This is a genomic window from Streptomyces sp. NPDC052301, from assembly GCF_044593395.1.
In the GTDB taxonomy this organism is placed as follows: domain Bacteria; phylum Actinomycetota; class Actinomycetes; order Streptomycetales; family Streptomycetaceae; genus Streptomyces.
Window position 1 is genome coordinate 158,996 of sequence record NZ_JBIUBE010000004.1, and the last position, 18,252, is coordinate 177,247.

At 72.3% G+C, this 18,252-nt stretch carries 19 protein-coding genes; 8 read left to right on the top strand and 11 right to left on the bottom strand.

The features are described 5' to 3' along the window. Positions 1-7: 7 nt before the first annotated feature. The 4 genes from ACIHEJ_RS11660 to efeO are packed head-to-tail and all read right to left on the bottom strand — an operon-like array spanning position 8 to position 4,228. On the bottom strand, positions 8-1,000 hold the full coding sequence (locus tag ACIHEJ_RS11660; protein ID WP_400134328.1) for a hypothetical protein: 993 nt from the start codon (positions 998-1,000) through the stop codon (positions 8-10). Then, on the bottom strand, positions 960-1,832 hold the full coding sequence (gene efeU / locus ACIHEJ_RS11665) for an iron uptake transporter permease EfeU (protein ID WP_400134329.1): 873 nt from the start codon (positions 1,830-1,832) through the stop codon (positions 960-962). Before efeU ends, ACIHEJ_RS11660 begins: the two co-directional genes overlap by 41 nt. A 3-nt stretch (positions 1,833-1,835) precedes the next feature. Then, positions 1,836-3,089 (bottom strand): iron uptake transporter deferrochelatase/peroxidase subunit, encoded by a 1,254-nt coding sequence (gene efeB, locus ACIHEJ_RS11670; protein ID WP_400134331.1) that lies wholly within the window; start codon positions 3,087-3,089, stop codon positions 1,836-1,838. 2 nt (positions 3,090-3,091) lie between these two features. Then, positions 3,092-4,228: an iron uptake system protein EfeO gene (efeO, locus tag ACIHEJ_RS11675; RefSeq protein ID WP_400134333.1), complete on the bottom strand. Its 1,137-nt coding sequence runs from the start codon at positions 4,226-4,228 to the stop codon at positions 3,092-3,094. A 212-nt stretch (positions 4,229-4,440) separates the two neighbouring features. Between efeO and ACIHEJ_RS11680 the strand changes: the two genes are divergently transcribed. Further along, positions 4,441-4,917, top strand: a complete 477-nt coding sequence (locus ACIHEJ_RS11680; RefSeq protein WP_400134335.1) for a type II toxin-antitoxin system RelE/ParE family toxin — start codon at positions 4,441-4,443, stop codon at positions 4,915-4,917. Further along, positions 4,910-5,554 (top strand): PhzF family phenazine biosynthesis protein, encoded by a 645-nt coding sequence (locus ACIHEJ_RS11685; RefSeq protein WP_400134336.1) that lies wholly within the window; start codon positions 4,910-4,912, stop codon positions 5,552-5,554. The genes ACIHEJ_RS11680 and ACIHEJ_RS11685 overlap by 8 nt, the downstream gene beginning before the upstream one ends. On the opposite strand, the gene ACIHEJ_RS11690 is transcribed toward ACIHEJ_RS11685, so the two are convergent. Then, positions 5,551-6,198, bottom strand: coding sequence for a heme oxygenase (biliverdin-producing) (locus ACIHEJ_RS11690; RefSeq protein ID WP_400134338.1), 648 nt, complete (start codon positions 6,196-6,198; stop codon positions 5,551-5,553). The two genes, ACIHEJ_RS11685 and ACIHEJ_RS11690, sit on opposite strands and share 4 nt — an antisense overlap. A 130-nt stretch (positions 6,199-6,328) precedes the next feature. Continuing rightward, positions 6,329-7,186, bottom strand: coding sequence for a type I methionyl aminopeptidase (gene map / locus ACIHEJ_RS11695; protein ID WP_400134340.1), 858 nt, complete (start codon positions 7,184-7,186; stop codon positions 6,329-6,331). 58 nt (positions 7,187-7,244) lie between these two features. Here map and ACIHEJ_RS11700 point away from each other — a divergent pair, with 58 nt between their 5' ends. Next, the gene (locus tag ACIHEJ_RS11700; protein WP_400134342.1) at positions 7,245-7,481 is read left to right on the top strand and encodes a hypothetical protein; all 237 of its coding nucleotides are present in this window, start codon (positions 7,245-7,247) and stop codon (positions 7,479-7,481) included. Between the two features lie 7 nt (positions 7,482-7,488). On the opposite strand, the gene ACIHEJ_RS11705 is transcribed toward ACIHEJ_RS11700, so the two are convergent. Further along, entirely contained in the window at positions 7,489-8,757 is a 1,269-nt protein-coding gene (locus tag ACIHEJ_RS11705) for an MFS transporter (protein ID WP_400134344.1), read from the bottom strand. A 58-nt stretch (positions 8,758-8,815) separates the two neighbouring features. Beyond that, entirely contained in the window at positions 8,816-9,412 is a 597-nt protein-coding gene (locus ACIHEJ_RS11710; RefSeq protein ID WP_400134346.1) for a hypothetical protein, read from the bottom strand. Between the two features lie 117 nt (positions 9,413-9,529). Here ACIHEJ_RS11710 and ACIHEJ_RS11715 point away from each other — a divergent pair, with 117 nt between their 5' ends. The 3 genes from ACIHEJ_RS11715 (at position 9,530) to ACIHEJ_RS11725 (ending at position 11,609) form a co-directional block, all read left to right on the top strand. Continuing rightward, on the top strand, positions 9,530-10,603 hold the full coding sequence (locus tag ACIHEJ_RS11715; RefSeq protein ID WP_400134348.1) for an exo-alpha-sialidase: 1,074 nt from the start codon (positions 9,530-9,532) through the stop codon (positions 10,601-10,603). Between the two features lie 37 nt (positions 10,604-10,640). Beyond that, complete coding sequence (gene npdG / locus ACIHEJ_RS11720; protein WP_400134350.1) at positions 10,641-11,354, top strand: NADPH-dependent F420 reductase; 714 nt, start codon at positions 10,641-10,643, stop codon at positions 11,352-11,354. Between the two features lie 63 nt (positions 11,355-11,417). Further along, complete coding sequence (locus ACIHEJ_RS11725; protein ID WP_400134352.1) at positions 11,418-11,609, top strand: hypothetical protein; 192 nt, start codon at positions 11,418-11,420, stop codon at positions 11,607-11,609. On the opposite strand, the gene ACIHEJ_RS11730 is transcribed toward ACIHEJ_RS11725, so the two are convergent. After that, a complete protein-coding gene (locus ACIHEJ_RS11730) occupies positions 11,599-12,399 on the bottom strand; it encodes a site-2 protease family protein (protein ID WP_400134354.1) in 801 nt (266 codons plus the stop codon). The genes ACIHEJ_RS11725 and ACIHEJ_RS11730 overlap by 11 nt on opposite strands. Before the next feature lie 109 nt (positions 12,400-12,508). Between ACIHEJ_RS11730 and ACIHEJ_RS11735 the strand changes: the two genes are divergently transcribed. Together ACIHEJ_RS11735 and ACIHEJ_RS11740 are read left to right on the top strand one after the other, a co-directional pair. Continuing rightward, entirely contained in the window at positions 12,509-13,027 is a 519-nt protein-coding gene (locus ACIHEJ_RS11735; RefSeq protein ID WP_400134356.1) for a DUF6578 domain-containing protein, read from the top strand. A 14-nt stretch (positions 13,028-13,041) separates the two neighbouring features. Then, a complete protein-coding gene (locus ACIHEJ_RS11740; protein WP_400134358.1) occupies positions 13,042-16,317 on the top strand; it encodes an ATP-binding protein in 3,276 nt (1,091 codons plus the stop codon). A 14-nt stretch (positions 16,318-16,331) separates the two neighbouring features. On the opposite strand, the gene ACIHEJ_RS11745 is transcribed toward ACIHEJ_RS11740, so the two are convergent. Both ACIHEJ_RS11745 and ACIHEJ_RS11750 read right to left on the bottom strand, forming a co-directional pair. Beyond that, positions 16,332-17,159 carry an ABC transporter permease gene (locus ACIHEJ_RS11745; RefSeq protein WP_400134359.1) on the bottom strand — a complete coding sequence of 276 codons (828 nt, stop codon included), beginning with the start codon at positions 17,157-17,159 and terminating at the stop codon, positions 16,332-16,334. Continuing rightward, positions 17,156-18,181, bottom strand: coding sequence for an ATP-binding cassette domain-containing protein (locus ACIHEJ_RS11750; protein ID WP_400134361.1), 1,026 nt, complete (start codon positions 18,179-18,181; stop codon positions 17,156-17,158). The genes ACIHEJ_RS11745 and ACIHEJ_RS11750 overlap by 4 nt, the downstream gene beginning before the upstream one ends. Positions 18,182-18,252: the final 71 nt, after the last annotated feature.

Below are 18,252 nucleotides of genomic sequence, written 5' to 3' on the forward strand. Positions count from 1 at the left end.
GCGTCCGTCACTCGCCCTGGGCGGACGTCAGTCCCTGGACCTGCCCCAGCACCTGCACCCGGCCGCTGCCCACCGGATCGAGCGCGGCCTCGGCGGAGATCGACTCCAGGGTGAGGGACTGGGTCACCTCGCCCTTCGTCAGGGCCTGCACGTCCTGGTTGGGGGTGGGTACGGAGGTGCCCGCGGCGGCGGTCTGCTTCTCGTAGTGGTGCGTGGTGAAGAACACCAGTGCCCCGCCGTCCGCCGTGCGCAGTGCCAGCGGCGCGTAGTCGCCGTGGCTGAGCGGTTCGTCGATGTACTGCCGGACCAGTCCGGGCTTGCTGGCCTGCTTCTTGCGGTCCGCGCGCAGACCGCTGGTGCTCCCGCCGTCCGCGAAGGTCTTCCCGCCGCTCCTGAGGTAGTCGGCGTAGTTCTTGCTCAACGCGTCGGGGCGTACGGCCAGTTGCGCCGAGTCGGCGGGCACGGCCTCGGCGAAGCCGTCCGCGCCGGTCTTGAACCGCGGTACGGCGCCGGGCCGTACCAGCGTCAGATACGCCACCCGCCACCGCTCACCCAGGCCGCCCCGGGTGAACACCAGCAGCCAGCGGAAGCCGGTGGCCTTGTTCGCCTTGGTGTCGGCGACGAACCAGCGGGGCCAGCCGGCCTTCTCGGGGATCGTGAACTTCGCGTCCGTCAGCTTCAGCGGGGTGTGGTTCGCGTTGCCCGACGGGCTGTTGGTGTGCCCCGCCTTCAACCGGGCGCGGTCGATGTCGGCGAGCGCGCCGGTGACATAGGGCGCGTCCAGGGAGCTGTCGTAGGCCTTGTCGGCCTTGTTGTAGGCGTCCGTGAACGCGGTGAGCGCCCTGGCGGCCTCGGCGCGCGTGGCGGCGGGGAGCACTTCACGCTCCCCGTGCACCACCACGCATCCGCTCGCCGTCAGCGACAAAGCGGTCAGCGAGGCCGCTATGAGTGCGTTCCGGTCACGCCTGCGAAGCCTTCGACGGCTGTGTTCCCTGCTCATCAGGCTGCTTCACCCTCCCCTTTCCGGAGGCGAACCCTACCGGGGCGAGGAAGACGGCGAGCGTCGGGATCAGGTACAGCAGCCACACCGTGACCTGGAGCACCGTCGGGTCGGGCTGGAAGTTGAACACGCCCTTCAGCAGCGTGCCGTACCAGCTGTCCGGCGGGATGGTGTCGCTGATGTCGAAGGCCAGGTGCGTCAGGCCCGGGACCCAGTCGGCCTCCTGCAGGTCGTGGAAGCCGTACGCCAGCACGCCCGCCGCGACCACGACCAGCATCCCGCCGGTCCAGGTGAAGAACTTGGCCAGGTTGATCCTGAGCGCGCCCCGGTAGAACAGCCAGCCGAGCAGGACGGCGGTGGCGAGGCCCAGCGCCGCGCCGACCAGCGGGCGCGGGGTGCCGTCGGAGGCCGAGTGCACCGACGCCCAGACGAACAGCGCGGTCTCCAGGCCCTCCCGGCCGACGGCGAGGAACGCGGTGGCGACCAGCGCGCCCGTGCCCATGGCGAGGGCCGCGTCCAGCTTGCCGTGCAGCTCCGACTTCAGGTGCCGGGCGGTCCGCCGCATCCAGAACACCATCCAGGTCACCAGCCCGACGGCAACGATCGACAGCGAGCCGCCGAGCGCCTCCTGCGCCTGGAACGTCAGCTCCTGGGAGCCGAATTCGAGGGCGCAGCCGAAACCCATCGCGAGGGCGACCGCGATGCCGATGCCGATCCAGATCGGCCGCAGGGCGTCCCGGCGGCCGGTCTTGACCAGGTAGGCGATCAGGATGCAGACGACGAGCGACGCCTCCAGGCCCTCGCGCAGGCCGATCAGGTAGTTGGAGAACACGGGCTACGCCTCCTTCGAGAACAGCGCGCGGCCCCACCAGTCGTCCGCGTCCCGGACGCCGGGAGGTACCGCGAACACCGCCGAACCCACGTGCTGGATGTATTCGTTGAGCGCGTCGTGCGCGGACAGCCTGCGCTGCAGCGGGATGAACCCGTGGCGCACGTCCCGCTGGTAGGCCAGGAAGAACAGGCCGGCGTCCAGGCGGCCGAGGCCGTCGGTGCCGTCGGTGAAGGAGTAGCCCCGGCGCAGGATCGTGATCCCGCCGTTGGAGTCGGGGTGGGCGAGCCGCACGTGCGCGTCGGGCTTCATCGCCTTCAGGAACGGCTCGTCGCGCTCCTTGGCCTTGCCGACCGGGGCGCCCTCGCGCTTGTCCCGCCCGAACACGTCCTCCTGCTCCTGCAGCGAGGTCCGGTCCCAGGTCTCGATGTTCATCCGGATGCGCCGGGCGACCAGGTACGAGCCACCGGTCATCCACTCCGGCCCGTCCCCGTCGGCGGCCCACACGAACTTCTTCAGGCGGTCCGTCTCCGTCCCCGCGATGTTGCGGGTGCCGTCCTTGAAGCCCATGAGATTGCGCGGGGTCTGCGCGTCCGGCGTGGTCGACGAGGTCTTCCCGAAGCCGAGCTGCGACCAGCGGATGGCGACCTTGCCGAAGCCGATCCGGGCCAGGTTGCGGATGGCGTGCACGGCGACCTGCGGGTCGTCGGCACAGGCCTGGACGCACAGGTCGCCGCCGGTGCGGGACCTGTCCAGGTTGTCACCGGGAAACTTGGGCAGGTCGACCAGGGCCGCCGGCCGCTCGTCCTTCAGGCCGAACTTCTCGAACAGCGAAGGCCCGAACCCGATCGTCAGCGTCAGCCGGGACGGCTTGAGGCCGAGCGCCTCGCCGGTGTCGTCCGGCGGGGCCTCGGCGAGCCCGCCGTACGCGCCCTCACCGACCGGCTTGCCCGCGGTCATCCGCCGGGCCGCCGCCGTCCAGTCCTTCAGCATCTGCACGAACTCGGCGCGGTCGTCGGTCTTCACGTCGAACGCGGCGAAGTGCAGCCGGTCCTGCACCGGGGTGGCGATGCCGGCCTGGTGGGCGCCGTGGAACTCCACCGCGCCACCCGCCTCGGCGGCCACCGGGTCCACGTCGTCGCCCGCCTTGGCCATCGCCACCGCGCCCCCGGCCGCCGCGGCCCCGAGCGCGAGCCCGGCACCGCCCCAGCCGATCAGCGCCCGACGCGACGGACTGCTGCTGCCATTGGTGTCGGTCATGATCACTTCACCACCGCGGCGGCGAGCTTGGAGAGCGGCTCGGCGAGCGCGTTGACCGCGTCCGACAGCTCCTTGCGCTGGTCCTTGGTGACCTTGTCGTAGGAGACGAAGCCGTAACCGGACGTGCCCGAGCGGTACTTGTCGAGCAGCGTGTTCAGCGCGGCGAACTGCTTGTCCAGTTCCCCGGTCAGCGCCGGGTCGTTCTTCGCGGCGACCGGCTTCAGCAGCTCGTACGCCTTCTGCGCGCCCTCGACGTTGCCCTTGAAGTCGACCAGGTCGGTGTGCGCGTAGCGGTCCTCCTCGCCGGTGACCTTGCCGGTGGCGACCTCGTCCAGCAGCTCCTTGGCGCCGTTGGCCATGGAGGTCGGGGTGATCTCCGCCTTGCCGACCCGGCCCTGCCAGTCCTTGAGGTCCTTCACCAGCTGGTCGGCGAGGCCCTTCTCCTCGGCGCCGATCTTCTTGTCCTGCCAGAGGGCCTTCTCCAGCCGGTGCCAGCCGGTCCACTTCTGGCCGTCCTCCAGGCCGTCCTCGCGGACGTCGACCTTCGGGTCGATGTCACCGAAGGACTCGGCGACCGGCTCGGTGCGCTCCCAGCCCAGGCGGGAGAGGCCGTAGGCCTTCTTCGCGGCGTCCAGGTCGCCGTCCTTCACGGCCTTCACGAAGGCCTCGACCCGCGGCAGCGTCTCGTCGGCCTGGTCCTGGGCGTACTGCCGGTACTCGGCGGCGGCCCGGTCCAGTTTCGGGTCGCGCTTGGCGGCGGCGCCGGAGCCGGTCACGGTCAGCTTCTGCCGGACACCGTGTCCCTTCATGCCCGGCCGGCACGCGATCTCGTACGACCCCGCCTTCACCTCGGCGGTCAGCGTGTACTTGGTGCCGGGCCCGATGTTCTCCTTCTCGGAGACGATCCGGTCGTCCGGGAACAGGATCTCGACCTCGGTGGCCCTGGCGCCCTTGTTCTCTATCTTCAGTGTCACCTGGCCGGCCGGGACCGACGTGGCGGAGGTGTCGCACTTCGAGTCGGCCGCGGTGACCTGGATGGCGTCGCCGTCCTTGGCGTCGCTCTTGGCGGTGCAGGCCGAGAGGGCGGTCAGAGCCGCCACGGTCGTGGCGGCGGTGACGGTCAGTCGGACGGCTCGCATGCGGGCTCCTGGCGGATCTGGTGTGGTGAGGCTGCCCTAACTTACCTGAGGCTTACCTCACCCATACCCCGCGGGGTGGTGATTCAGGTCTCACGACGGGGGCGCGGGGTGTGCATGACGGAGCTGACCTACTCGATCGTGGAAGCGCGTGCCCGCCTGGGTGCCCATCGCGCGCACCGTCCATGCCACTCGGGAACCTGTTCGGGCGAGGCGTGAGATACGAGGTCATCCGGGAGCCCGAGGCCCTCGTTCAAGCGGAGCGGCTCGCCAAGGACGACCCGGGCGGAGTGCGGCTGGTGTTCGCCGCGGTCGACCGGCTCGGCGACGACCCCGGCCCGACGGAGCATTCGGGCAGCCCGGACCTGCTGCGCATCCACGTCGGCGCATACCGGGTGGCGTACGAGATCAGTGACCGGCGTGTCGGTGTGACCGTCATCCGGGGCGCATGCGCTGACCGTTCGGCGCGTCCGGCGGCCGGAAGCGTGGCAGCGGTCCGCACGGAGGGGAGGGCTCGTTTCGCCACATCGGTCCGCCATGCCCCGGGCGGAGCCGCAACCGGTGGCCTGGCTCAGTGGCGCGGCGGCATCGTGGCCGGGCTGTCCTGCGGCCACTCCTCGAACATCCTCACCTGGCCCCCCGCCCGGCACGCGCTCGCCCGTGCAGCGGTGTTTCAATTCCCCGGTGACTGATTACGACGTACTCCGCGTCTTCTGCGGACCGGACGGCGGCTACGGCAACGAACTCGGCGTCGTCCGCGACGGCTCCGTCCTGCCCGAGCGGGGCGACCGGCAGGCGCTGGCCGGAAAACTCGGCTTCAGCGAGACCGTGTTCGTGGACGACCCCGAACGCGGCGTCATCGACATCTACACGCCCACCCTGCGGCTGCCCTTCGCCGGTCACCCCTGCGTCGGCACCGCGTGGCTGCTGGACGTCCCCGAACTGGTCACCCCCGCCGGAGTCGTCGGGGCGCGGCTGGACGGCGAGTTCAGCTGGATCGAGGCGCGGGCGGAATGGGCACCGCCGCGCACCCTGCGCCAGTACGCCGGCGCCGCCGAGGTCGACGCGCTCGACGTGCCCCCGCCGGGGGAGTGGATCTACGCCTGGGCCTGGGAGGACGAGGCGGCCGGCCGGGTCCGCGCCCGCGCCTTCCCCGGCCGGGACGACGGCATCGAGGAGGACGAGGCGACGGGCGCGGCGGCCCTCCTCCTCACCGACCGGCTGGGCCGCGCCCTCAACATCAGACAGGGCCGGGGCTCCCAGATCCTGACGGCCCCGCAGCCGCACGGCTGGGTGGAGGTCGGCGGACGGGTCTTCCTGGAACGCTAGGCGCTCAGCGGGAACTCCTCACCCAGGGCCCGGAAGACGCCGGTGTTCAGTGCGAACGCCCGCTCGCACTCCCCGACGATCCGCTGCTTCTCCAGGTCGTCCACCGCTGTCGAGTCCAGCAGCTCGCGGTAACCCCGCTTGTACGCGGCCGGGTTGGCGATGGCCTCGAAGACGTAGAAGCGGACGCCGTCGCCCTTCTTCGCGAAGCCCCAGGTCCTCTCCGCCGTGCCCCGGATGATCTGGCCGCCGGACAGGTCGCCCAGGTAGCGGGTGTAGTGGTGGGCGACGTAACCGCCGGGCCAGCGCTCGGCGCACTCCCGCACCCGGTCCGCGTACGCCCGGGTGGCGGGCAGGGCGCTCAGGGTGGCCCGCCACCCCGGCCCCCGCAGATGTGCCAGGTCCCGCTCCAGCGCGGGCAGCCGGAACAGCTCGGGCCGCACGAACGGGCCCGCCACCGGATCCGACGTCAGCCGCCCGGCCGCGCTCTCCAGCGCCTCGTAGACGAACCACAGCTGCTCGGTGTAGCGCGCGTACGCCTCCACGCCCAGCCGGCCGCCGAGCAGGTCGGTCATGAACGTCGAGGTCTCCGCCTCCCTGTGCTGCTCGTGGGAGGCGCTGCGGATCAGGGACGAGAACGACTCCATGGACACTCCTCGATGCCGACGGCCTGTCGGTAAGTTTACCGACAGCATGTCGGAAAAACACCAGGAGCCGGAGCCGGTGCAGGAAAAAGGGCCCGCCCTCCGAAGAGAGCGGGCCCGGGCGGGCGTGGCGTCACGGCAGGGTGAGGATCTCCGCGCCCGTCTCCGTCACCACCAGCGTGTGCTCGAACTGCGCGGTCCGCTTGCGGTCCTTCGTCACGACCGTCCAGCCGTCGTCCCACATGTCGTACTCGTGCGTGCCCAGCGTCAGCATCGGCTCGATCGTGAAGGTCATGCCCGGCTGCATGACCGTCGTGGCGTGCGGGCTGTCGTAGTGCGGGATGATCAGGCCCGAGTGGAACGACGAGCTGATGCCGTGGCCGGTGAAGTCACGGACGACGCCGTAGCCGAACCGCTTGGCGTACGACTCGATGACCCGGCCGATGACATTGATCTGCCGGCCCGGCCTGACCGCCTTGATCGCGCGGGTGAGGGACTCCCGGGTCCGCTCCACCAGCAGCCGCGACTCCTCGTCCACGTCACCGACCAGGTAGGTGGCGTTGTTGTCGCCGTGCACCCCGCCGATGTACGCGGTCACGTCCAGGTTGACGATGTCGCCGTCCCTGAGGACCGTCGAGTCCGGGATGCCGTGGCAGATGACCTCGTTGACCGACGTGCACAGCGACTTCGGGAAGCCGCGGTAGCCGAGCGTGGACGGGTAGGCGCCGTGGTCGCACATGTAGTCGTGGGCGACCTTGTCCAGCTGGTCCGTGGTCACGCCGGGTGCGATGATCTTCGCGGCCTCCTCCATCGCCTGCGCGGCGATGCGGCCGGCGATCCGCATCGCCTCGATGGTCTCCGGGGTCTGCACCTCCGGCCCGGTGTACGGCGTCGGCGCGGGCTTGCCGACGTACTCGGGGCGGCGGACGTTTCCGGGTACAGAACGGGTGGGGGACAGCTCCCCTGGTACGAGCAGCGACTGGCCAGACATGCCGACGAGTCTATCGAGCGCACATGGGGGAACATGTCCGTGGCGAGAGGAGCTGTCCATGGCCCTGTTCAAGAAGCGCACCGCCGGCAAGCCGGGCGAGTGGTACTACTGCCTGGAGCACAAGAAGGTCGAGGAGGGCCCGGACTGCCCGGGCAAGGACCGCTTCGGACCGTACGCCTCCCCGCAGGAGGCCCAGCACGCGATGGAGACCGCCGCCGAGCGCAACCTCCAGTGGGAGAACGACCCGCGCTGGCACGACACGCCCGCGGGGGGCGGCAGCGACGACGAGGGGTGACGAGCGGTCACACCCGCACGGCGGCGCGCCGCTCGCGCATCCGCACCGCGTGTTCGTCGGTGCGGGCGTCGTACGTCATCAGCCGCGGCAGGCACAGCGCGAGCAGGCCCATCGCGCCCGCGCAGGCCAGTCCGCCGGACCAGACCGAGGCCCGGACCCCGAGCCGGGCGGCGAGACCACCCGCCCGGACCTGGCCCAGCTGGGGGCCGACCGAGTAGGACAGCAGCTCGATCCCGGCGAGCCGGCCGCGCAGCTCGTCCGGGATCGTCTGGTTCCACATCGCGGCCCGGAAGATCCCGCTGACCATGTCGAAGCCGCCGCCGACGGTGAGGAACAGCAGCACCAGCCACAGATTCCCGCACGCTCCGGCTGCCGCCACCGCCAGGCCCCACCCGGCCGCCGACAGCACCACCATCAGCCCGTGCCGGTGGACCCGCGAGGCCCAGCCGCCGGTCAGGCTCACCAGCAGGGCCCCGGCCGGGACGGCGGCGTACATCAGCCCCAGCGCCCAGTCGGCGTGCAGCTCGTCGGCGAGGAACGGGAGCACCGCCAGCGGCATGGCCAGGAACATCGCCGCGAGGTCGACGGCATAGGTGCCGAGGAGCTCCTTGCGGCTCCAGGCGTACCGGGCGCCCTCCAGGACGGCGTGCAGCGAGGGTCCGGAGGCCTCGTGGGAGGCGGGGGAAGGGGCGATCCGCACGATGTACGCCAGCGAGACGGCGAAGGTCAGCAGGTCGGCGGCGTACGCCCAGCCCAGGCCCGCGTAGGCGACGACCACGCCCGCGACCGCCGGTCCCGCGACCCCGCCGACGGTCCAGCGCAGCGAGTTCAGGGAGGCCGCGGCGGGCATGTCGTCGTGGGCGACGATCCGGGGCCAGAGGGAGTCGAGTGCCGGGCGCTGCACGGAGACCAGGGCGGAGGAGAGGGCGGCGACGGCGTACAGCGGCCACACCGCGGGGTGCGGCAGCAGGGCGTCGAGCAGCAGGGCGGCGCTGAGCAGGCCCTGGCCGGCCTCGGTCCAGACGATCAGCGTCCGCTTGTCCAAGGCGTCGGCGAGGGCACCGCCGTACAGGCCGCACACGAGGAGCGGCAGCAGCTCCACCGCCCCGATCGCCCCGACCGCCGCCGCGGAACCGGTGAGGTCCTTCAGCTGGACGGGGAGGGCGACGAAGGTCAGGAAGCTGCCGAAGTTGCTGATCAGACCGGACTTCCACAGCCGCCGGAAGTCCGCGGAGGCCTTCCAGGGGGAGAGGTCGGGGAGAAGGGCTCGACTCACTGAGGCATGCTCGGCCGTGGAGCAGGGCGGGGCAACTGTTTTTCCCGCGTCCGCGAGGTCACCAAGGGGCAGGCGGCGGTGCCGTCAGGGTCTCCGCCAGCCTCGCCAGCCGGTCCCGGAATCCCCGGCGGACCCGCGGAGAGCCCGCGTTCTCTCCCGCCGCCGCGCTGACCAGATGCTGCACGGTGTCCAGGTCCAGCTCCGCCCCGTCGGGCACGGTCAGTACGTCGTGCGCCATGGCCGCGAGTTCGCCGCCGTCCGAGCCCAGAGCCAGTACCGTGACCCCGGTCCGCCGCGCCGAGTGGACACGCTCCAGCAGCGGCGCGGGCTCCTCGGGCGCCACGACCAGCAGGGTCTCGCCCCGGCGCGCCGCCTCGATCCGCCCGGGCCCGACCGCCAGGTGCGGGGGATCCGAGGGACGCGCGTGATGCCGTACGAGAGTCGGCGCCAGTTCCGGCGTCCCCGACCACGCCGCCTCGTCCACCAGGTGTGCGGCCAGATGCCAGGGCTCGTACGCGGGTGTGCCCACCAGCAGCAGTCCGCCCCCGTGCGCCACCACCGACCCGCGCAGCACCCCCGCGAATCTCCGGGTGGCCCCCAGCCACTCGGTCCCGGCCAGCACTTCCCGCAGCAACGCGACCCGTACGGCGTCCATGGGCCCGCATCCTGCCGCAACCGGCCACTTGTGACGTGGAGTTCACCCCGAATTCGCCCGACGTGGGGACAGTCACCGATCCGCGTACGATCCGCGCCCACTGCCGAGGAGCCGCCGATGACCGAGGTCAGCATCCCCTTCCGCGCGGGCCACGAGGGATACGCCAGCTTCCGGATCCCCGCGGTCGTCGCCACCGCCGGCCGCACCCTGCTCGCCTTCTGCGAGGGCCGCGTCGGCTCCGCCGCCGACCACGGTCACATCGAGATCGTGCTCAAGCGGTCGACGGACGGCGGCCGCTCCTGGGGGCCGCTCCAGGTCGCCGCGCGCAACGGGACGAACCTCGCCGGGAACCCCGCCCCCGTCGTCCTCGACACCGGCCGGATCCTGCTCGTCCACGTCCGGGCCGCCGCCTCCGCCACCGAGGCCGCCATCCTGCGCGGCCAGGTCAAGGGCGCCGACGGCCGCCGGGTCTGGGTCCAGCACAGCGACGACGACGGCCGTACGTGGTCCTGCCCCAAGGACATCACCGCGCAGGTGAGGAAGACCGGCTGGCGCTGGTACGCCACCACCCCCGGGCACGCCCTCCAGCTCAGCGGCGGCCGGGTGCTCGTCCCCGCCAACCACACCCTGCCGCCCACCGGCACCGACACCGGCGCCGAGGCCAGGTACAACAGCGGGCACTGCCTGCTCAGCGACGACCGGGGCGAGAGCTGGTACCTCGGCTACCTCGACGAGAACACCGACGGGTACATCAACGTCAACGAGACCTCGGCCGCCGAACTCCCCGACGGGCGCGTCTACTTCAACACACGCAACGACTCGCCCGCCCCCGGCAACCGCGCCGACGCCCACTCGAAGGACGGCGGGAAGACCCTCGTGAAACCCTTCCGCCCGCAGGCCGGCCTCACCGCCCCCGTCTGCGAGGCCTCCGTCCTCCAGCTGCGCGACCCCGACCTGCTCCTGTTCTCCGCCCCCGCCGACCCCGCCGCCCGCGCCCTGATGGCGATCCGCGCCTCCGCCGACGGCGGCACCACCTGGCGCACGGCACTCACCGTCGACGGGCTGCCCGCCGCCTACTCCGACCTGGTCCGCGTCGACGGTGACACGGTCGGACTCCTCTACGAGACCGGCGACTTCGGCGCGTACGAGACGATCACCTTCCGCCGGGTCCCGGTCCACCGGCTCACCTGAGCCGGTGCCGCCCCGCCCACGGACGTAGAGTCGCCCCATGACCTCTACCGACAGCGCACAGACCCCTGCCAAGGCCCCCGCCAAGGACCCCTGGGACCTGCCCGACGTCTCCGGGTACGTCGTCGGCGTGCTCGGCGGCACGGGACCGCAGGGCAAGGGCCTCGCCTACCGGCTCGCCCGGGCCGGCCAGAAGGTGATCATCGGCTCCCGGGCCGCCGAGCGCGCCCGGGCCGCCGCCGAGGAGCTCGGCCACGGCGTCGAGGGCGCCGACAACGCCGAGACCGCCCGCCGCAGCGACATCGTGATCGTCGCCGTACCGTGGGACGGTCACGGCGACACACTGAAGTCCCTGCGCGAGGAACTGGCCGGCAAGCTCGTCGTGGACTGCGTCAACCCGCTCGGCTTCGACAAGAAGGGCGCCTACGCCCTCAAGCCCGAGGAGGGCAGCGCCGCCGAGCAGGCCGCTGCCCTGCTGCCGGACTCCCGGGTCACCGCCGCCTTCCACCACCTGTCGGCCGTGCTGCTCCAGGACCCCGGGATCGAGCAGATCGACACCGATGTGATGGTGCTGGGCGAGGAGCGCGCCGACGTGGAGATCGTGCAGGCCCTCGCCGGGCGCATCCCCGGCATGCGCGGCATCTTCTCGGGGCGGCTGCGCAACGCCCACCAGGTCGAGTCGCTGGTCGCCAACCTGATCTCCGTCAACCGCCGGTACAAGGCACACGCAGGGCTGCGCCTGACCGACGTGTGAGCCGTCAGGGTCGATGGGGGACACTGGTCGTCGTAGCAGTGTCCCCCGCAAGGAGCCGACCCCATGCCCCGCATCGCCCTCTACACCTTGGCCGTCTGCGTACTCTCCGTGGCCGCGGCCGTCGTCTCCTTCGCCCAGGGCAGCTGGCTGGGGATCGTCTGGGTGCTGCTGGCGGGCCTGTCGTCCAACATGACCTGGTACTACGTGAAGCGCGGCCGGGCCGCCGGCGGGCGGGACACCTCGGTCACGGGCTGATCGTGCAGATCTCCGGGGTGCCCTTCCAGAACTGGTAGAGCGCATGGCCGCAGGCCTGTGAGAAGTCGTCCACGCCGAGGGCCCTGAGGATCGCGTCGATCCCGTCGAAGAACACCGTGTTGACCGACGGCAGCCACAGCAGCGCGAACACGAACATCAGTCCGAACGGCGCGAAGGGCTCCACCTGCCGTTTCACCCGGTACGACAGCCACGGCTCGATCACCCCGTAGCCGTCCAGGCCCGGGACCGGCAGGAAGTTCAGCACCGCCGCCGTCACCTGCAGCAGGGCCAGGAACGCCAGCGCGTTGCGGAACTCGCCCGGCACCCCGTCCAGGGCGTGCAGCCAGAAGGGCGCGGTGCACACCGCCGCGAACAGGACGTTCGTCAGCGGGCCCGCCGCCGAGATCAGACTGTGCCGCCAGCGGCCCCTGATGCGGTTCCGCTCGATGAACACCGCGCCGCCCGGCAGGCCGATCCCGCCCATGATCAGGAACAGCACCGGGAGCACGATGCTCAGCAGGGCGTGCGTGTACTTCAGCGGGTTCAGCGTGAGGTAGCCCTTCGCGCCGACCGTGATGTCACCTCCGTGCAGGGCCGTGCGCGCGTGCGCGTACTCGTGCAGGCACAGGGAGACGATCCAGGCCGCCGTCACGAACAGGAACACCGCGAGGCCCGGCTGCGCGGCGAACCCGGTCCAGGCGGCCCAGCCGGTCACCGCCGTCACGGCCAGGATCCCCACGAACACGGGACTGACCCTGCGCTCGCCGTGGCGGGTGGTGGCGGTGGTCATGGACGGACTCCTGTCCGGGCGGGGACGGTCGGGGACTGCGACCGTACCGGCCGCGGACACGTGGGGAAAACGTCTCGCGGTGGCCGCCCGGTTCCTGGAAGGTGAGGGAATGCCGCGGACGAGGGTGTTCTACGAGGACTGGCAGATGGAATGCTGCGGCACACCGTTCGCGGTGGGCGACGAGGTCGTGTGGCGGCTGGTGCCCTACAGCGGGAAGGACCGCCGGGGGAACGCCGGGCACGGCGCCGAGGCGTGGGTGGAGAACCACGGCGGCCCCGACCGGGCGACCGTCGGCCGCGTGCACGTCATCGAGCTGGTGCACCAGGAGTACCTGGCCCGGCATGATCCGCTCGCCGTCGCACACCCCGAGCCGGAACCCGGCACGCTGGTCCTGCGACCTGCCGGGCGGGCTCTGGAGGAGGTCCCGCACGGTCGGACGCTGCAGCCCGTCGACGCCTGCCCCGAGTGGTTCGAGGAGGACGAGGAGCCGCCGCCGCGGCAGGTGCCGTACCGGGTCCGCCGTACCGTGGGCGCCCTCGTCACGCTCGACGTCACGGGGACCGTGGACGTCCCCCGGCCGGCGGTCGACGCCACGCCGGACGAACCCGAATCCGGCGACCACCCCTGACGGCTCCGGAGACAATGGACCCCGTGCGCTTCTCCCTTCTCGGCACCACCCAGGTACTCCGCCCCGACGGCACGGCCGTCCCCGTCGGCGGTGCGCGGCTGCGTGCCCTGGTGAGCGTGCTCGCGCTGCGGGCCGGACGGACCGTCCCCGTCGGCGTGCTGGTCGACGAGGTGTGGGGCGCCGACCCGCCCGCCGACGCCGCCGGCGCCCTCCAGGCGCTCGTCGGCCGGCTGCGCCGGGCCCTCGGCGCCGCCGCCGTCGCATCCGCCGACGGCGGCTACCGGCTCACCGCCGCCCCCGACGACGTCGACCTCGGCCGCTTCGAACGGCTGACCGGCGAGGGCCTGCGCGCGCTCGCCGACGGCGACCCGGCCAAGGCCGCCGCGGTCCTGGACGACGCGCTCGCCCTGTGGCGCGGCCCCGCCCTCGCCGACCTGCCCGGCCACACCGCCGAGGCGGCCCGCTGGGAGACCCGCCGCCTCGACGCCCTGCGCGCCCGGCACACCGCCGCCCTCGCCCTCGGGCACGCCGAGCAGTCGCTGCCCGAGCTGACCGCCCTGTGCGACGGCCACCCGCTGGACGAGCCGCTGCAGGCGCTGCGGCTGCGCGCCCTGCGCGACACCGGCCGCCCGGCGCAGGCGCTCGCCGCCTACGAGGACGTACGGCAGCTCCTCGCGGACCGGCTCGGCTCCGACCCCGGCGCCGAGCTGCGCGCTCTGCACGCCGAACTGCTGGCCGAGGAACCGCCTCCGGCGCCGCGGCCCGCGCCCGCCCTCGGCAACCTGCCCGCCCGGCTCACCTCCTTCGTCGGCCGGGAAGCCGACATCGCGGCCATCGGCGCCGATCTCGCCGCCGCCCGCCTGGTCACCCTGCTCGGACCCGGCGGCGCCGGGAAGACCCGGCTGTCCCAGGAGGCCGCCGAGGCCGTACGGCCCACCGTCCGGGACGGGGTGTGGCTGGCCGAACTGGCCCCCGTGGACGATCCCGAGGCCGTGACCCAGGCCGTGCTCACTGCGATCGGCGCCCGCGAGACCCTGCTGCACGGCGCCGGCGCCGAGAGCATGCGCGCGGTCACCGACCGGTACGACGACCCCCTCGAACGGATCGTGGAACACTGCGCCCGGCGCCGGATGCTGATCGTCCTGGACAACTGCGAGCACGTCATCGAGGCGGCCGCCCATCTCGCCGAGCGCCTGCTGGCCCGCTGCCCGGAGCTGACCGTCCTCGCCACCAGCCGGGAACCGCTGGGCGTGCCGGGGGAGTTGCTGCGCCCGGTGGAGCCGCTGCCCGAGCCGGTCGCGCTGCGGCTGCTGGCCGACCGGGGCGCGGCGGCCCGGCCCGGCTTCCGCACCGACGACGACCCCGGGGCCTGTGCCGAGATCTGCCGGAGGCTCGACGGACTGCCCCTGGCGATCGAGCTGGCGGCGGCACGCCTGCGCATGCTGACCCCGCGCCAGATAGCCGACCGGCTGGACGACCGCTTCCGGCTGCTCACCTCCGGAAGCCGCACCGTCCTGCCCCGCCAGCAGACCCTGCGGGCCGTCGTGGACTGGTCCTGGGAGCTGCTGGACGCGGACGAACGGGACGTCCTCGCCCGGCTGTCCGTTTTCGCGGGCGGCTGCGACCTGCCCGCCGCCGAGGCCGTGTGCGGCCCGGCCGCCCTGGACGCGCTCGGCTCCCTGGTCGACAAGTCGCTGGTGGTGGCCGCGCCTTCGCCGGCCGAGCGCGCCGGGGGCGGCGGCATGCGCTACCGGCTCCTGGAGACCGTCGCCGAGTACGCCGGCGAACGGCTGGACGAGACCGGCCGCCGCGCCGAGGCGGAGCGCGCCCACCTGACGTACTACCGCGAACTCGCGCGCGAGACCGACCCGTTGCTGCGCGGTCCCCGACAGCGCACCGCCATCGACCGGTTCGAGCTGGAGTACGAGAACCTGCGCACCGCCCTGCGGCACGCCGTCACCGCGCGGGACGAGCAGGAGGCGCTGTGCCTGGTGCTGTCCCTGGTGGTCTTCTGGCAGATGCGGGACCAGCGCATCGAGACCCGCGCCTGGTGCGAGGAGGTCATGACGCTCGGCCCCGACCCCTTCGCCGAGCCCGTACGGCCCGCCCCGCCGCTGTGGCAGCGCTGCACCGACGCCCCGCCCCCGTACACCGGCGAGATCCTCGCCGAGGCCCGGCGCGGTGTCCACCTCGCCCATCTCGCCTGCATGGACCACGACCTGGAGGCGTGGCAGACGCCCGGGGCGCAGGCCAAGCTGCGGGCCATCGTGGAGACCTACGAGCCCGGGCTGCCGCAGACCTGCCGGGTGCCCGGCCTGCTCTGGTTCTTCGCCGTCATGCTGACCGGCGGCGCCGAGCGGATGTGGACCGTGATCGACGCCTGCGTGCAGACCTGCCGCGACACCCCCGGTTTCGAGCAGGAACTGGCCGTGACACTGCAGTTGCGCGCGAACCTCCTCGCCAACCGCGCCGACCGGGCGGGAGACGCCACCCAGGACGCCGAGGAGGCGCTGGAGATCTTCCGCCGCCTCGGTGACGCCTGGGGCGCGGCCGAGGCGCTGTCCGCCCGCGGCGAGGCCCACGAGCGCCGCGGGGCCCACCGCGAGGCCGCCGACGACTACCGGGCGGCCATCGAACACGCCGAACGCCTCGGCGCCCGGGGCCAGATGGCCATCCTCCGGGCCCGCCTCGGCAGCGTCCTCATGGAGGCGGGTGACATCGAGGGCGGCGAGCGCCTGCTCCGGGACGTCATCGCGAGCCAGGCAGGCTCCCTCAACGAGGCGATGCCCGCCGCCCGGCTGTTCCTCGCCTGCTGGCTCGGTCTGACCGGCCGCACCACCGAAGCGCGGGAGCAACTACGCCTGCTGCGCGAGGAGTTCAAGATCGCGCACTTCGTCGTCTTCGATGCCATGATCCTCGTGCAGGAGGCCTGGCTGGACGGACTCGACGGCCGGGCCGAGAAGGCCCTGGAGCGGGCCCGGCGAGCGTTGCGCCTCGCCGGCGACCCGCTGACCCGGACCATCGCCCCGCACATGGACTCCCTCTGCCTGACCGTCGCGGCGATGGGCCTCGCCCGCCTCGACGGCGGCAGCAGAGCCACCGACGCCGTCCGCTGCCTGGGCACCGCCGACGCCCTGCTGCCGCCCGGCCACATCCTGTCGGGCGTGGAACACCGGATCCACGACCTCACCGAGGCCCGGATCCGCGAGAAGCTCGACGAGCCGGCCTACCGGGCCGCGTACGCCGAGGGCGGTGGCCTCTCCCTCGCGGAGGCCACCGCCCTGGTCTGAGGACACGGCGTACGTCAGCTCTTGGTACGGAACTTGTGGATGGCGACCGGTCCCATGACCGCGGTGATCGCCACCGACCAGCCCACGGTCACCCACAGGTCGTGCGCCACCGGACCGCCGATCATCAGCCCGCGTGCCGCGTCCGCGAGCGTGGACAGCGGGTTGTAGTCGGTGAAGTGCTGCAGCCAGCCCGGCATCGACTTGGTCGGCGCGAAGATCGACGAGCCGAACTGCAGCGGGAACAGCACCAGGAAGCCCACGCCCTGCACCGACTGAGCGCTCTTCAGCATCACGCCGAGGGTGAGGAACACCCACATGATCGAGGAGGCGAACAGCGCGGACAGGCCCACGGTCGCGAACAGGCCGGCCCAGTGGTGGATGTGGAAGCCGACCAGGACGGCGACGATCATCAGGATGACCGTCGCGAACAGCATCCGCGCCAGCTCGACGGCGATCTTCGCGAACAGCACCGAACCACGGCCGATCGGCAGCGTGCGGAACCGGTCCATCACACCGCTGTTGAAGTCCTGACTGAACCCGGTGCCGACACCCTGTGACAGGGTCATGCTCATCATCGCCAGCATGCCGGGGATGACGTACTGCACGTACCGCTCCTGGCCGCCGCCCAGCGCCTGGCCGATCGAGCCGCCGAAGACGTACACGAACAGCAGCGTGAAGACGATCGGCATGAACAGAGCGTCGAACATCGACTCAGGATCCTGGCGGATCCAGAGCAGGTTGCGGCGGATCAGCGCGCCGGTGTGCCGCAGATGCCCGCGCAGCGGGATACGGACGTCGGAGGCGGTGGGGGCGGTGAGAGTGGGGGTGGTGGCGGCGCTCATACGGCGACCTCCTGGCGGGCTTCGGCGGGCTCGGTGTCCTGCGGGGCACTGGCGCGGTGGCCGGTGAGGGACAGGAACACCTCGTCCAGGCTGGGCAGTTCGGTGGTGATGGAGGAGAGGGTGATGCCGCGCGCGGTGACCGCGCCGACCACCGCGGTCAGCTGCTCGTCGCTGAGGATCGGTACCAGCAGGGTGCCGGTCTCGGTGTCCACGGTGGTGGCCGCGAGCCCGGTGATGCCCAGTTCGTCCAGCATGCCGGCGAGGGGGCGCAGCTCCAGCGGGTCGACCGGGCGGACGCGCAGGGTACGGCCGCCGACGCGGGCCTTCAGCTCGTCGATGCCACCCGTGGCGATGACCTTGCCGCGGTCCACCACGGTCAGCTCGGAGGCGAGCTGCTCGGCCTCCTCCATGTACTGGGTGGTCAGCAGCACGGTGACTCCGTCCCCGACCATGGCCTTCACCTCGCCCCAGACCTCGTTGCGGGTACGGGGGTCGAGGCCGGTGGTCGGCTCGTCGAGGTAGAGGACCGCGGGCCGCCCGATCATCGAGGCGGCGAGGTCCAGCCGGCGCCGCATACCGCCGGAGTAGGTGCTCGCGGGCCGCCTGGCCGCCTCCGTCAGGGAGAACCGCTCCAGCAGTTCGTCGGCGCGGGCGCGGGCATCCTTGCGGGACAGGTCCAGCAGCCGGCCGATCATGTACAGGTTCTCCCAGCCGGGGAGCTTCTCGTCCACCGAGGCGTACTGCCCGGTGAGCCCTATCACCCGGCGCAGCTGTCTCGGCTGCCGCAGGACGTCGTAGCCGGCCACGGTGGCCCGGCCGGCGTCCGGGGTGATCAGGGTGGACAGGATCCGCACGAGGGTGGTCTTGCCGGCGCCGTTCGGGCCGAGCACGCCCATCACGGTGCCCTCGCGCACGTCCAGGTCGACACCGTCCAGTGCCTTGGTCTCGCCGTAGTGCTTGACCAGTCCCCGTACCGTCACTGCGTGGCCCGCGCCGACGGGGTTGTCATCGATTCGCGTCATGCGCAAGACAGTGCCAGTCCCCACCGACAAACGGCCGACAGGCCGCCGACAGACCGCCGACAAGCGCCGGA

What these genes read in the sequence shown, in the direction of transcription:
- ACIHEJ_RS11660 (WP_400134328.1), bottom strand. Translation starts at nt 1,000, where the DNA reads ATGAGCAGGGAACACAGCCGTCGAAGGCTTCGCAGGCGTGACCGGAAC.
- efeB (WP_400134331.1), bottom strand. Translation starts at nt 3,089, where the DNA reads ATGACCGACACCAATGGCAGCAGCAGTCCGTCGCGTCGGGCGCTGATC.
- efeO (WP_400134333.1), bottom strand. Translation starts at nt 4,228, where the DNA reads ATGCGAGCCGTCCGACTGACCGTCACCGCCGCCACGACCGTGGCGGCT.
- ACIHEJ_RS11690 (WP_400134338.1), bottom strand. Translation starts at nt 6,198, where the DNA reads ATGGAGTCGTTCTCGTCCCTGATCCGCAGCGCCTCCCACGAGCAGCAC.
- map (WP_400134340.1), bottom strand. Translation starts at nt 7,186, where the DNA reads ATGTCTGGCCAGTCGCTGCTCGTACCAGGGGAGCTGTCCCCCACCCGT.
- ACIHEJ_RS11700 (WP_400134342.1), top strand. Translation starts at nt 7,245, where the DNA reads ATGGCCCTGTTCAAGAAGCGCACCGCCGGCAAGCCGGGCGAGTGGTAC.
- ACIHEJ_RS11710 (WP_400134346.1), bottom strand. Translation starts at nt 9,412, where the DNA reads ATGGACGCCGTACGGGTCGCGTTGCTGCGGGAAGTGCTGGCCGGGACC.
- ACIHEJ_RS11715 (WP_400134348.1), top strand. Translation starts at nt 9,530, where the DNA reads ATGACCGAGGTCAGCATCCCCTTCCGCGCGGGCCACGAGGGATACGCC.
- npdG (WP_400134350.1), top strand. Translation starts at nt 10,641, where the DNA reads ATGACCTCTACCGACAGCGCACAGACCCCTGCCAAGGCCCCCGCCAAG.
- ACIHEJ_RS11725 (WP_400134352.1), top strand. Translation starts at nt 11,418, where the DNA reads ATGCCCCGCATCGCCCTCTACACCTTGGCCGTCTGCGTACTCTCCGTG.
- ACIHEJ_RS11730 (WP_400134354.1), bottom strand. Translation starts at nt 12,399, where the DNA reads ATGACCACCGCCACCACCCGCCACGGCGAGCGCAGGGTCAGTCCCGTG.
- ACIHEJ_RS11735 (WP_400134356.1), top strand. Translation starts at nt 12,509, where the DNA reads ATGCCGCGGACGAGGGTGTTCTACGAGGACTGGCAGATGGAATGCTGC.
- ACIHEJ_RS11740 (WP_400134358.1), top strand. Translation starts at nt 13,042, where the DNA reads ATGGACCCCGTGCGCTTCTCCCTTCTCGGCACCACCCAGGTACTCCGC.
- ACIHEJ_RS11745 (WP_400134359.1), bottom strand. Translation starts at nt 17,159, where the DNA reads ATGAGCGCCGCCACCACCCCCACTCTCACCGCCCCCACCGCCTCCGAC.
- ACIHEJ_RS11750 (WP_400134361.1), bottom strand. Translation starts at nt 18,181, where the DNA reads ATGACGCGAATCGATGACAACCCCGTCGGCGCGGGCCACGCAGTGACG.